General features: G+C 61.3%; 10 protein-coding genes and 2 pseudogenes. 4 read left to right on the forward strand and 8 right to left on the reverse strand.

Annotated features, from left to right (window positions below; translation table 11 throughout):
* Positions 1-44: 44 nt before the first annotated feature.
* Positions 45-1694: a PQQ-dependent sugar dehydrogenase family protein gene (locus AYJ54_RS37685; protein WP_161491932.1), complete on the forward strand. Its 1650-nt coding sequence runs from the start codon at positions 45-47 to the stop codon at positions 1692-1694.
* An 847-nt stretch (positions 1695-2541) separates the two neighbouring features.
* On the opposite strand, the gene AYJ54_RS37690 is transcribed toward AYJ54_RS37685, so the two are convergent.
* From AYJ54_RS37690 to AYJ54_RS54175, 5 genes are all read right to left on the reverse strand, one after another.
* Positions 2542-5022, reverse strand: coding sequence for a branched-chain amino acid ABC transporter ATP-binding protein/permease (locus tag AYJ54_RS37690; RefSeq protein WP_245329225.1), 2481 nt, complete (start codon positions 5020-5022; stop codon positions 2542-2544).
* A 53-nt stretch (positions 5023-5075) separates the two neighbouring features.
* Positions 5076-5951, reverse strand: a complete 876-nt coding sequence (locus AYJ54_RS37695; RefSeq protein ID WP_063707321.1) for a branched-chain amino acid ABC transporter permease — start codon at positions 5949-5951, stop codon at positions 5076-5078.
* Positions 5952-6016: 65 nt separating this feature from the next.
* Positions 6017-7270: an ABC transporter substrate-binding protein gene (locus tag AYJ54_RS37700; protein ID WP_063707295.1), complete on the reverse strand. Its 1254-nt coding sequence runs from the start codon at positions 7268-7270 to the stop codon at positions 6017-6019.
* A 349-nt stretch (positions 7271-7619) separates the two neighbouring features.
* Positions 7620-7895 (reverse strand): hypothetical protein, encoded by a 276-nt coding sequence (locus AYJ54_RS37705; protein WP_063707297.1) that lies wholly within the window; start codon positions 7893-7895, stop codon positions 7620-7622.
* A complete protein-coding gene (locus AYJ54_RS54175; protein WP_430641458.1) occupies positions 7835-8110 on the reverse strand; it encodes a mechanosensitive ion channel family protein in 276 nt (91 codons plus the stop codon). The genes AYJ54_RS37705 and AYJ54_RS54175 overlap by 61 nt, the downstream gene beginning before the upstream one ends.
* A gap of 379 nt (positions 8111-8489) precedes the next feature.
* Between AYJ54_RS54175 and AYJ54_RS48290 the strand changes: the two are divergent.
* The 3 genes and pseudogenes from AYJ54_RS48290 to AYJ54_RS53065 all read left to right on the forward strand — a co-directional run.
* Positions 8490-9677, forward strand: a pseudogene (locus tag AYJ54_RS48290) (IS1182 family transposase); the annotation flags it as partial.
* A gap of 768 nt (positions 9678-10445) precedes the next feature.
* Positions 10446-10805, forward strand: a complete 360-nt coding sequence (locus AYJ54_RS37725; protein ID WP_201724309.1) for a hypothetical protein — start codon at positions 10446-10448, stop codon at positions 10803-10805.
* 591 nt (positions 10806-11396) lie between these two features.
* Positions 11397-11567: pseudogene (locus AYJ54_RS53065) on the forward strand (transposase); the annotation flags it as partial.
* Between the two features lie 37 nt (positions 11568-11604).
* Here AYJ54_RS53065 and AYJ54_RS37730 read toward each other — a convergent pair.
* From AYJ54_RS37730 to AYJ54_RS37740, 3 genes are all read right to left on the reverse strand, one after another.
* Positions 11605-12033, reverse strand: coding sequence for an anthrone oxygenase family protein (locus AYJ54_RS37730; protein WP_063707305.1), 429 nt, complete (start codon positions 12031-12033; stop codon positions 11605-11607).
* A 40-nt stretch (positions 12034-12073) separates the two neighbouring features.
* Positions 12074-12565 (reverse strand): methyltransferase family protein, encoded by a 492-nt coding sequence (locus AYJ54_RS37735; protein WP_063707307.1) that lies wholly within the window; start codon positions 12563-12565, stop codon positions 12074-12076.
* Positions 12566-12870: 305 nt separating this feature from the next.
* The coding region (locus AYJ54_RS37740; RefSeq protein ID WP_283808620.1) for a group II intron maturase-specific domain-containing protein at positions 12871-13444 on the reverse strand (574 nt) is incomplete at its 5' end.

Here is a 13444-nt window from a genome sequence, read left to right on the forward strand (position 1 = left end):
AAAGATGTGGGAGTGGAAACCAAGCCAGCCAAGGGAGGAGTGTCATGAAATTTTTCCTCAGTATGACGGTGGCCGCAGCGGCGCTCATGTGCCTGATGCAGGCGAGCGCACAGGAGCCGCGCGGCGGCCCGTGGGCGAAACGCGAGCCGTTCAAGCCTGACCCTACCAAAATTGTCGTGCCGCCCGGCTATAAGGTCGGCGTGTTTGCTGCCGGGCTCGATACCCCATCGTCGGCCACAGTCGACAAGGATGGAAACCTGTGGGTGGCGATTTCCGGCGTTCTCCTTGGCAGCCCCGAGGCTGACAAGATCGACCCGCCGCATGTCAAGATCTTCGACAAGGACGGAAAACTCCTGCGCGAGGTCGGCAAGGGCACGTTCAAGACGGTCATGAACGAAATCGGCTACTGCGCCGAGAACGGCAAGACCTACATTCCCGAATACGGTGAGAAGATTTGGGAAATGGACGGCGTCAACGGCGAGCTCAAGCTGATCATCAAGGATCTGCCGATCGGCGACCACCGCAACGGCGGCATCACCTGCAAGGACGGCTACATCTATTTTGCGCTGGGCTTCCCGAGCAACAGCGGTTTCGCGGATCCAGATAATCACGGCTGGACGGATATCCCGAATGATCCGTTCTGGGTCAAGCACCAGGACGGCCACGGCACCACGCCGCATGATCCGGTGTGCCGCGACATTGTGCATACGGGCCTCAACGTGAAATCCTCCGACGGCCGCATGACCGGGGCGCTGCTGCCGGTCGGGGTGCCGGCGAAGCCCGGCATGGTGGTCAAGGCTCAGGTGCCCTGCGGCGGCTCTATCATGCGCGTCAAGATGAGCGACGCGGGCACCGACGGCATCTATCCGCATGAGAAAATGGAGGTCTACGCCATGGGCTTCCGCAACCAGTCCGGCGTCGCCTTCGGGCCACCCGGCACCAAATGGGAGAACGCGCTGGCGGTTGCCGACAATGGCGCGAACGACCTTGGCCATCGCCGCATCGCCAATGGCGCCGAGAAACTCTTCATCGTGACCGAGAAGGGGCAGGACGCCGGCTTCCCCGACAAGGAGGGGATGGGATTTGTCAGCAACAAGCGCTTCGGCTGGGAAGTCTTCCGCGGCAACGCAGTCGATCGTCCGTATCCCCAGCTTTATGTCGGCGATAAGCCGTTCATGCCGAAAATGCCGCCCTATCGCTTCCAGTTCCACGTTGACGGCGTTCGCGGCGTTCCGCTGATTGCCGCAAACCAGAACCCGAACGGCTACATCAACCCTGTGCTCGAATGGGATACCAACAACCCGATCGACGGGATTGCCTGGAGCGTTCGTGGCTTCGGCGCCGACAACACTCTGTTCGGCGCCGTCTACGGCATCCTTGACACCGGGCCGGAGAGCCTCATTCCAACCTGGCCGGTGGTGCTGCGGATCGACTTCCTCGAGCCGACCGGGGTCAAGTGGAGCCAGTTTGCCCACAATATCGAACCTGGGCCCAACGCTTATCAGAAATCGGAGAATCGCGGCGGTCTCGAGCGGCCGAACAAGGTCATCTTCGCCAATGATGGACGCACCATGTATGTGGTGGATTACGGCGAAGTGTTCGCCGACTTCTACAAGGCACCGTCGTTCTACACCGTGCCAAAATCCGGCGTGATCTGGACGATCTCGTATGAAGGGCCGCGCGCGACGCATTGAACTGTGGTTCGGGCACAACGCCCCTCCCCCGCACCGGGCGCTTGCGGGGGAGGGATTCCTGGCCCCCTTCGCGACATGCTGACAGTCCCTGAAAACGTCTGTTTATCGGCTAGACCCGAAGTAGTCGGGCACGGCTAAATCGACGCCGTGACCGCGCAAAACTCTGAGAGCTTTCCCGCTGACAACGTATCGGTGAACAACCAGCTCGGTACTGGTGAGAGAGAGTTCGGCACCCTTCCAGCGTCCCACCTACTCGTTGCCCATGTCCGAGCACCAGTTTTTCGATACCAAAATGAACATGTTTCACTCACTGTCCCACATGAACAGTCGCCGCGAAACGCCCTCCCTCAGGAGCAGAACTAAGAGCACCTCATGAGCAAGGCTGAGCCGTTTCATTGCTTAATCGGGGGCAGACATCCATAAGGTACCGATGGACCAGCGGAGCGGCACCGGGCTAACGCGCAAGCCCCAACCCGATGCTGCTTACCGAACACATACGGACGGGAACGTGCCGAAACCGCCGTTCGGTCGAGGACGCGAGCAAGCGATGACATAATCCGATCAATAGTTTCCAGCCGAGGTCTGCGAGAGGATAAGTAGAGATGGAGGACCAGTCTTCCCGGCGCATGCGAACACTGGTGACCCAAATGGCCCCGTCGAGGCCTGTCCGGTAATGAGAACGCACGCGCGCTGATATCCATGATGGTCCGGAGCAAAACAGCTCCAACTAGAGACCGGATAGACAACGGACCTTGCAAATCGGCAGCTGGGGGCACAAAGCCTGAGATCGCGCTGTCAGGTTTGACAGTGACCGAGAGTGTCAGCTTCCCCACCATCGGGTAGCTAGCTATATCCAGAGGACCTTGCGGCGCAGGCCGAGATCCGCGTGCAGCGGGGCAGCCGGCCCCTCGTGCGTGATCCGCCCGCGGTCGAGCACGTAAACTCGGTCGGCAAGCGCCAAGGCGAGATCGAGATCGTGCTCGATCATGAGAATCGGGACGTCGCGCCGGAGCGCGTCAATCACGCCGAACACCTCCTCCACCATGGCTGGTGAGAGGCCTTCGAACGGCTCATCCATCAACAGGATGCGCGTATTGCCGACGAGCGCGCGGGCGATTGCCACCATCTGTTGCTCGCCGCCAGAGAGCGTATCGGCCTTCGCGTTGAGGCGCTGCGCGAGGCGCGGGAACATCGCGAACAAGCGCTCCTCGCTCCAGCGCATGCCTTCGCGGCCGGTGCGCCGCAGCCGGCCCATTTCCAGGTTCTGCGCGACGGTCAAGGTCGGGAACAAGCGGCGGCCTTGCGGGACGAGACCGATTCCGGCGCGGGCGGCGTCCTCGGGCGATCCACCGGCGATATTTTTTCCCAGGTATTGCACGCGGCCGGTGCGCGGCGGATTGAGACCCATTATCGCCTTGAGGGTCGAGGATTTGCCCGCGCCGTTGCGGCCGAGCAGCGCCACCATCTCGCCGGCGCGCAGCTCGAGCGTGACGTCGTGCAGGATGTGGCTGGCGCCATAGAAGGCGTTGACGGCGTCGAGTCTGAGCAGCGGCTGCGCCGCTGGCGTCGTGCCGGACGGTGCCCGGGCGCTGCTGATGCGGCGTCCGGTGCCGAGGTAGACCGATTGCACTTGCGGATGGGCGCGCACCTCGGCCGGCTTGCCGGCGGCCAGAACCGCGCCGTTGTGCATCACGGTGATGTCCTCCGCAAAGGCGAACACGCGGTCGATGTCGTGCTCGATGACCAGCACGCTCATGTGCTCGGACAGCCGCTTGATCAGGCCGACGATGCGCTCGCGTTCCGCCGGCGCGAGCCCGACGAGCGGTTCGTCCAGCATCAGGACACGCGGGCGCACCGCTAACGCAAGGCCGATCTCCAGGAGGCGCTGTCCGCCGTAGGAGAGGCTGCCGGCCCGCACGGCCGCGAGCCCCTCGAGCCCGAGAAACTTGACGAGCTCATCGGTGTCGCCATTCACCTCGGCGAGCGAGTCCGCCCGTTCGAGCAGGTGGAACCGGCGGCGATCGCGCGCTTGCACGGCAAGCCGTAGGTTCTCGCGCACGGAGATCGTCTTGAATATGTTGGTGATCTGGAACGAACGGGCGAGACCAAGGCCGGCGAGGCGCTCCGGGGGAAATCCGGCGACGTTGCCCCCCGCGTACAGGATCGCGCCGCCGTCGGGCGGGAATAGGCCGGTCATCACGTTGAAGAACGTCGTCTTGCCTGCACCGTTTGGGCCGATCAGCGCATGGATTCCTCGTGGCGGCAGGCGAAGGCTCACTCTATCGACGGCGATAAATCCGCCGAAACGTTTGGAGATCTCACGCGCCTCCATCGCCGGCTCGGATCGCAATTTTGCGACGTTGCGCAGGAAATGCGGAATCTCGGCGCCCGGATTCGGCGTAACCCTGGCGCCCATGGCGGCCGCTTCCTCGTGTCGTCTGCGGAATGGGGCAAGGATGCGCTCGCCGAGCTCCATGAGCCCGCCGGGCGAGAGCAGCACGAATCCCATGAACAGCAGCCCGAACCAAAGCTGCCAGCTTGCGGTGTAGCCGGTCAGCAGTTCGCGGAACAGGATGAAGAACAAGGCCCCGAGCGCCGGCCCGAGAAAATGGCGCTGGCCGCCGATCACTGTCATGGCCAGGATCTCGCCCGAGAAGGCGACGTGCACGAGATCGGCGGAGACGAAATATTTGAGGAAGCCGAACAGAGCGCCGGCCAGCCCGACGACGGTCGCGGAGACGATGAAGCCGTACAGCTTGTAGCGGCGGACTGGAAAGCCGGCGAAGCGGGCGCGCTGCTCGTTCTCGCGGATTGCGATCAGCACCCGACCGAAGGGCGAGTTGACGATCCGCCACATCAGCCCGGCGACGAAGACCACGATCACGCAGACGGCGACGTAGAAGATGTTTTGGTCATCTAGATCGAGACCGAGCAACCGGCCGCGCCGGATGCCACCGAGGCCGTTCTCGCCGCCGGTGAAGCTCGTCCACCGGAACACGACGTAGAAGATCATGGCGGTGAGCGCGAGGGTGAGCAGCGAGAAATACACGCCGCGCCGCCGCAGGATGAGGAAGCCGATCGCAAGCGCGCAGACCGCCGCGAACCAAGTTCCGAACAGGACGGGGATAAACGCGCCGCCCTTGGTGATGTGGATCTGCAGGAGCGCCGCGCCATAGGCGGCCAGCCCGAAGAAGGCGCCGTGGCCGAAGGAGACGAGGCCGGTGTAGCCGAGCAGCAGATTGAAGCCGAGCCCAGCCATGGCGAACAGCGCAAGCTCGGTCGCAAGCGCCGTCGTGAGGCCGAGCGTGGACATGAGCAACGGCAGCATCGCTAGCGCCGCGGCGAGAACCAAGATGGGATGTTGGCGCTTCCACATCGGCTTCACGCTTCCAGGCGATCCATTCGTTCGCCGAACAGGCCGCGCGGACGCACAAGCAGCACCAGCACCATCAGAGCGTACATGGCCGCCTCCGCTGCCGGCGGATAGACCAGCACGGTCAGCCCCTTGACGATGCCGGTGAGGATACCGGCGAGCACGACGCCCCAAAAACTGCCGAGCCCGCCGATCACGACGATGACGAAGGTCGCAGTGAGGATCTCTGTGCCCATCGCCGGCTGCACGCCCGCAAGCGGCGCCGACATCACGCCGGCGAGCCCGGCGATGCCGACGCCCAGACCGAAGATGATGGTCAGTACCGGCCGCAAGCGGATGCCGAGCGCGCGCACCATTTCGGGGTCTGAGGTGCCCGCACGCACCACCATGCCGAACGAGGTCTTGTAGAGGAGCAGCCAGGTGCAGGCGATCGCCGCCATGGCTACGCCGAGCACCGCCAGCCGGTAGTTGGAAAACAGGAAGCCGCCCACCTTGAGCACGCCGCCGAGCGACGGCGGGATCCAGAACGGCAGACCGGTTGCGCCCCAGATGAGCCGGATCACCTGCTCAGCAGTGAGCGCCAGCCCGAAGGTGAACAGGAGCCCGAGGATCGCGTCCTCTTGGTACAGCCAGCGCAGGAACAGCACCTCGATCGCCATGCCGACCGCGGCGACGGCGACGGGGGCGGCGACGAGCGCGCCATAGAAGCCGGCGGCATTGGCAAGCGTCACCGCCAGATAGGCGCCCAGCGCATAGAACGCACCATGGGCAAGGTTGACGACGCCGCCGAGGCTGAAGACGAGCGACAGTCCAAGCGCCAAGAGGATGTAGTAGGCCCCCACCACGAGGCCGTTCAGAATCTGCTCGATGACTATGAAGAGCATGAGATGGGACCGGTTTTCCGGGCGCCGACCGCTCTTGCCGTCGCTGCCCGGATCGGGCGAGGGGCTCAAGTCGCAAACGAACAGGCGTTTTCCGCCTTGGTCGGCTGGATCAGCTCGAGCGATTCATCGGGCCCGGGCGAGGCTTCGATGATCTCGAAGATATCCCATTTGTCCTTCGCCTTGTCCTTTTCCTTCACCTTGACGACGAACATCTCCTGCAGGAGCTGGTGGTCCCAGTCGCGAAAGAAGCCCTCGCGGTTCTTCAGCAGATCGAACTTCATGCCTTTCTCGATGACTTCGATCAGCTTGTCGGCCGCGGTCGATTTCGCCTCCGTCATCGCTTGTGCGACGATTTGCATGCCCATGTAGTCGCCCCAGGCCTGGTTGTCGGGCGGACCGCCGAACTTGTCGGTAAAGGCCTTGGTGAAGGCCACGGCCCCCTTGTTGGTCAGCCCGTGGTACCAGAGGCTTTGCCAGTAGCCCGAGAGGGCGTCGATGCCGGCGGCCCAGAACGGGATGGTGTCCATGACGCCGCCCGCCAGCTTATAGGTCAGACCGTACTCCTTATATTGCTTGAGGAAGGTGGTCTGGTCGACGCCAGCGAGATTGAGGTACACGAAGTCCGGGTTCGCCTGACGGATCTTCAAGATGTAGGGCGAGTAGTCCGGGGTATTGGTGGGCACCAGATCGTTCTGCACCACTATGCCGCCGTTCTCCTGCAGGAAGCGGGTGGAAACGCGCGCCAAGTCGTGCCCGAAGGCATAATCGGCTGTCAGCATGTACCATCTCGCACCCTTGATCAGTCCCTGGCGCTTCTGCCAATGGCCGATGGTCTTAGTGTACATCGTGTTACAGCCCTCGATGTGGAAGGTGTAACGGTTGCAATTGGCGCCCCTGAGCTCGTCAGAATTGGCGCCGGTGTTGAAATAGAGCGCCTTGAGCCGCTTGGCTTGCTCCATAATGGCGCCGGCCGAAGCGGAGCTGATCTCGCCGATGATCACCAACACCTTGTCCTGCTCGATGAGCTTCTGGGCCTTGGCGACGGCGACGCCGGGATTGACGCTGTCCTCAGTAATAAGCGCAAGCTTGCGGCCGAGCACGCCGCCGCGGGCATTGATCTCTTCCACGGCCATCTTGGCGCCATTCTGGCCATAGACGCCAAGCTGACCGAGGAAGCCGGTAAGCGGAGTCAGGTGCCCGATCTTGATGGTATCTACCTGTGCTTCGGTGATGGCCGGGAAGCCGACCATGCCGAGCACCGCCGTGCCGGTGGCGGCCTTGAGCACGCGGCGGCGCGAGAGCGCCTGTGTCTGCGTCATGGGTTTCCTCCGATGTCGATCGGGCCGCCCGAACGCGGCCTTCTTTAGCGGGTGTAGCGTATCACTGCCGAGGGCCAAGGAGCAGCCCTGTGACCTGGCGCGGCAGGAAACCGACGACATCTCCTTTAAGTCCGAATCACGACCCGGCCGGCGTAGAAGCTTCGACGGGCAAGAGCTGTGAACGGCTGGTTCGGGTCAAAATGCGCCGTCTGACCGATCGACTTGGACCCAAGTACGTCTCCAATCGGACCACAAGCGGACACCCTCGCGGGCCGCGAGCGATCTGGCGCACGACCGCGCAGTTATTCCCTTGTGGCGTTAAGGCAAGTAGCGGGGTTTCCGAAATTCCTCATCGACGCATCCACGCCCTCGAAATCGAAAGCAGTGTGTGACCGATGACACTGAGGAGCGCGGCGAAGCCCCATATAGTGAACATGTTCTCTTTGTAGCTTGCAGAAAAGCCAGCGCCATCGGCGATCACATCGCCGATGTACTTCCACCAGCCGGTGAGAGTGCCCGGCAACCCTCCAGTCGCATCAGCAATCGCAAGCGTGACCCCCGAGATCACGGGGAGATAGAAGACGAGGACCACGGCTGCGGCGAGAACACGTAAAATGAATTGCATGAGACCTCCAATGTGCGCAATGGGTTGAAGCGGGCTCGCCGAAGCACTGCCGCGATTGCGCTTGCCACTAAGGCCGCGACGAACCAGCGGATAATCAGGATCGCAGCAAAGGCAAGAATCTTGGGAATGGCGGGGAAGAATACTGCCATCGCGGCCACAAGGGATGTGAGCATAGCCTCGCTCCAACCCCGAATGCTCGTAAGCGTCGCATTCATGGTGACTTCGTCCAGGTGAGAGCGCGGACGGCTTCGTCCCCGTCCAGCGCGCGGAACTCACAAAGACAACACCGTGAAGATCGGAAAGGTTCTGACGCTTGCAGTCCTAAGACAGAACGTTTGGGGGTGAGACGGGGATTTTGCAGGCGCGAGGGCGGCACCGGCGAGCACCCGGACCATGCATCGTGTGCCGTGGCGTGCCCTGGCGATGGACGACTGGAGCGAGTCGTTTCGCGAACGCTGCCGCGGAAAGGCGTCATTCTGGGAGTGATGTGGATCGGCGTGCATGCAGAGCACGCCATCGTTGGAAATTTCGGCGGCGGACGGTTCTTCGAATACACGCCCATGGCGATACCATCACCGTCGCGGCGCGTCATCGCTCGATGACTATATGACCGAGGATAACCCGGTGCGAGCGGTCGACGTGTTTGTTGACGGTCTCGATCTCGACAAAGCTCGGGTTTGTCGGTGTCCAGCCACTCGATACCGGCCGACCCAGCTATCACCCCGGTGTTATGCTCAAGCTCTACATCTACGGCTACCTCAATCGCGCGCCGCCGAGCCGACGCCTGGAGCGGGAATGCCAGTGCAATATCGAGATGATCTGGCTGACCGGGCAGTTGGCGTCGGACTTCAAGACCATCGCAGATTTCCGCAAGGACAATGGCAAGGCCATTCGTGAGGTCTGCCGCGAATTTGTCGCGCTGTGCCGCAAGCTTGAACTGTTCAATGCAGCGAGCGTCGCCATCGACGGATCAAAGTTCAAGGCATCAATGCCCAGGACAAGGACTTCACCGAGGCCCAAGATGAAGCGGCGTTTGAGCGGATCGATGAGAGCATCGCCCGCTACCTCTCTCAGCTTGAAACCGCCGATCGGCATGGCGATGCGGTCCCGGAGGTGAAGGTTGAACGGTTGAAGGGCAAGATCGAGAAGCTTAAGGAGGAGATCGTTCGGTTCAACGCGATCAATGCGGAGATGATGAAGAGTGAGGACAAGCAGATGTCGCTGACCGATCCTGACGCGCGCTCGATGGCGACAAGTGGCAAGGACACCGGGATCGTTTGGCTATAACGTGCAGATTGCAGTTGATACGCAGCATCATCTCATCGTGGCTCACGAGGTGACCAACGTGGGCACCGATCGCCACCAACTCGCCAACATGGCCGCCCAGGCTCGTGCCGAAATGGCCGTCGAGACGCTCGAAGTCGTGGCAGACCGCGGTTATTGCGATGGAGAGGAGATCAGGGCCTGCGAGGAAGCCGACATCACGGTGACGTTGCCGAAGCCAATGACTTCGGGCGCCAAAGGCTGCCGGCCGCTTCGGCAAAACAGGACTTCGTCTATGTCGCCGCGGACGATGTTTATCGCTGTCCCGCCGGCGAGCGGCTAGCTTATCACCATACGAACGTAGAGGACGGAAAGACACTGCGCCGCTATTGGACAAGCACCTGCAAGACCTGCGCGCTAAGAGCTCAGTGCACGACAGGCCCCGAGCGCCGCATCTCACGCTGGGAGCATGAGGCCGTTCTGGAAAAAGTTCAGGATCGGCTCGACCACAACCCCGATGCCACCGAATTAGAAGCTCGGCGCCCATGAATGCGCCGGAGCGCCCCAAATTGCGGGATTTTCACACGGCCTGGGCCATGAGCAGAATGCTCCCTCCCAGACCGCTGCACGAAAGCCGCAACGAAGCATCCTTCATCTTTCGAGACTTTTACGCAATGCATCTATGATTTGACCCTGCCTTGAACGCGACTTCATAAAGCTTGGCAATGTCAGCGTGTAGGCCGGTCGGATTAAGAACGCCTCCGCAGGCGAAGTAAGCAGCAAGTCTCGAACTGTCCTGCTTGTTGTAGCTCGCGGTGAATGCAGCGACGAGCTTTTCGAGTTCTTGTTTGAGCTTTTCGTCTCCCTCCGCAGCGGATATGATCCCACCCCTAAGAACAATATAGTTTAATGGACTTTCGCAGAACGGTCTTATTGCGCGCCATCGGCCGTGCAGACCGCGGGCCCGACGACATCCGGTTGTTCGACATCGAAGGCGCTTCACCTGCACCGCTTGCGGCAAGCGCGGTGCGGATGTCCGCCCGGACTTCCACTGGTCGGCGGGATGGGCTATCGCTAAGGCGATTACGGGGTTGACCAACTGCCGCTCGCAGCCCCGCAAGAAGAGATGGAGAGCGCGAAATGATGTGGCCTTATAGCCTACGCACCTTTCGAAGCCATCGTGGTCGCGCAGGTCCAGCCGCTCCACTTGGCGCGACATCCAGCAGCTCGACGGCCTCAACCTGCAGGGAACGCGCAAGGCGATCTACCTCAACGGCGAGATCGACGGTGTTCGCCGCGGGCGCGGCGATACTGTGCTACATGGCGATCTCGCCGGCGGAGGCCCACGATGCGTCGCATCCCGAGCTGGACGGCTGGTATGAGAAGCTAGAGAGCGGGAAGGGTCCTTGCTGCGATGGCTCAGACTCGGCGCACGTCGAACCGAGTGACTGGGAGACACAGAACAAGCCGAGAAGTCACTACAAAGTCAGGCTTGATGGCGTGTGGGCAGACGTGCCCGACGAGGCCGTGGTGACGGGGCCGAATCGTGATGGCCGTACCCTGGTCTGGTACTACGACGGTTGGACCGGTCACAGCGGCATACCCGGCAAAGTAATCAAGTGCTTCATGCCGGGCACGATGACCTGAGATTCAAGATGAGATTGACCGGCTTTGCGGCCTGCGGCTCACGCGTGCCTGCCCGGATCGCGGGCAACGACCTGCGGTTTATTCTGCGGTTTTCTACTTGTGATTGGGAGTGGATTAGAATCCCTCCCTCTCCGCCACCTCAAAAATTGTCGTCGATGGATTTGCGGTAACTACGCTGCTTCCGAGTGGGCCGAAGAAGTGCGGGTTTGCGAGTTTTGGCCTCTTCTTACGGTAAAAAAACCTAGCGATTTCAACGTCCCCGCCCAGACTACGACAGGCAACGATTTCTCGCTGCCTCGCTATTCAACTGATGCGTTTCGCGGGCAGAAAGACCTACGCCCCAGCGTGACAAGGCAGTCAAGACAGTACGACGGTACGTCGTCGACCCCGTCAATTAAGCCATTCCCCTGGGCCGGCCTGCGGCACGCAGGCAACAACTGCGCCTCCCGAGGCCGCTTTACTAGCCGACTCGTGTTTGATGCTTGCCTTTCAGTGCTCTGTCTGCAATTGGCCGATTTTGTTGAAAAAGGCAGCGGTTGCGACGCAGAGATATCGGTGATTCAGTCTGTCTAATTGGCAGGACTGAAGATCATGATGGGGCATCGGCAAGTCGAACAGGCTGTGTTGTTCTATGAGTTCTCACTCGAAAGGCACATCCCCGCCGACCACATGCTCCGGTCGATCGATAGATTTGTCGACCTTGAAAAGATTAGGCAGGACTTGGCGCCCTTCTACAGCAGTATCGGTCGACCTTCGATCGATAGGGTCAGAAGGCGACATGAGCCTTGCTCAGCGATCTTCAGTGGAGGGCCCACAGATATGCGAGAGTTGCAGCAAGGCCGAGCATAGTTCTGACGGCATGCAGCCGTCCCCACGACTCGAGCATGGCGCGCGATGTTGGACCTGCGTCGGTCTCCGCGATAGCCTTCAGCCTGTTATTTGTCGGCATAATGCCGATAAGGGTATAGGGCCAGTTCGCGAATATGAGCACCGCTCCAACGATCCATCGCCAATCCCCGGTGATCCACGCCGCGAGCAAACCGAGTGCTGCTGAGATGGCGGCCAGGCTCGCTTGCATCGTGTAGCCGGCGTCGTAACTGGGCTTCCATTGCTTGAGCAGATTCTTGTCGTCCAGCGCCAAGCGCGCTGGGTGCTCAGCGAAATTGACGTAGAAGGCCGCCCCCGCAAATGCGGCAGCAAGAATGAGTGCCAGCTGACCGGCAAGCATGGAACCACTCCTTCCAAGTGCGTGGATCCCGCCCGTTACATTATCTGAGCAACGACGAAATCCATCGCCGTACGCGCGCGGCATAATCCAGATAGGTCTCCCCGAATCGCGCTTGTAGATGCCTTTCCTCCCGCTCGATAGCGAGCTTTTGCACTGCGAATGCGGCGAGGATCGCTAGGAGCAAAAACCACACAATGCCCGAGCCCCGTCCAATCCCCAGTACAAGCATCGTGCCGGCGAGGTAGAGCGGATTGCGCGTAAAGGAGAAGGGGCCATCCGTGACGAGGTGATCCGTACCGCGATCCGGCCTCACAGTCGTTCCCGCCCGGCGCATTGCGCGGATGGCTGAAATGTTCAGGGCGACGAATGCCGCTATCATCAGCCAGCCGAGCACGAAGAGGATACCTGACAGCGGCTGCCCGATCCATGGGAGTGGATAGAATACGTTCGACAAGACGCTGATGGCGATCGCCGCCAAAAAGATGATCGGCGGCCAAGGCAGACTGTTCGGCCGTGCCGTCACATCGTTCATTGCATTCCTTCCTCAACCTAGCGCTGCCTGGTGGTGCAGAGGGCCGCCCTGATCCTGGCCAAATCGCTCACTATCGCAAGACGTCTAGTGCTTTGGCGCAATAACAAAGACGCTACTATTCGGGTCCACCAGATCGATTTCGGTGCCTTGGCCGCATCCACGTTTCGGCGTCGGCCGCGCGGCAGCTTCGGTAGAGTCGAGGATGGGCGCGGTAGCTTGGGGGCCCCTTGGCCATCGCCCCGTTTCCCATCCCCGCTCATCAAACCGGACGTGCCGATTTCCGGCATCCGGCTTTCCGGCTGGCTTCACCGCGAGGCACGCGACGTGGCCGCTCGGGGCAAGCGTTGGAGGCACAGAACGCCGAGTTCTCGATGGATGACATCGAATATGAATCGGCGATTGCCGCGCCCTTGCACCTTGTGCCTTCGCGCGAGGAACCTGCGCACACGTTCAAAGACGTATTGGTCGACGCTACGGTATGCCTTGCTCCGCGAGCCGTAGCCAAAGTAGTTGGACCAGCCTCGCAGTGACCTGTTCAGCTTGTCACGTACTTCCGGCCATGGATCGATATTGCTTGGCACCAGAAGCTCGCCGACCCTTGTCTTGAGCCGCTGTACACTCTTCTTGGACGGGCTCGCGCCCAGATACCATTTCCCGTTCGCCTCAAACCAATGCACGCCGAACGAGTAGCCGAGGAAGTCGAAGCGTTCCTGTCGGGCATTTCTCAGCGAAGTTTTAGCCTCGTTGAGTGTCAGCCCAAGCTTGGTCATCACCGCCTTCGTCCACGCTAATGCCTCCACTGCGCGACCGCGGCTGAGGATAACGAAGTCGTCGGCATAGGAGATGACGTGAGCCTGGAACGCGTCGCCGCAGCCAGTC

Origin of the sequence: Bradyrhizobium centrolobii, assembly GCF_001641635.1 — a bacterium.
Lineage (GTDB): Bacteria > Pseudomonadota > Alphaproteobacteria > Rhizobiales > Xanthobacteraceae > Bradyrhizobium > Bradyrhizobium centrolobii.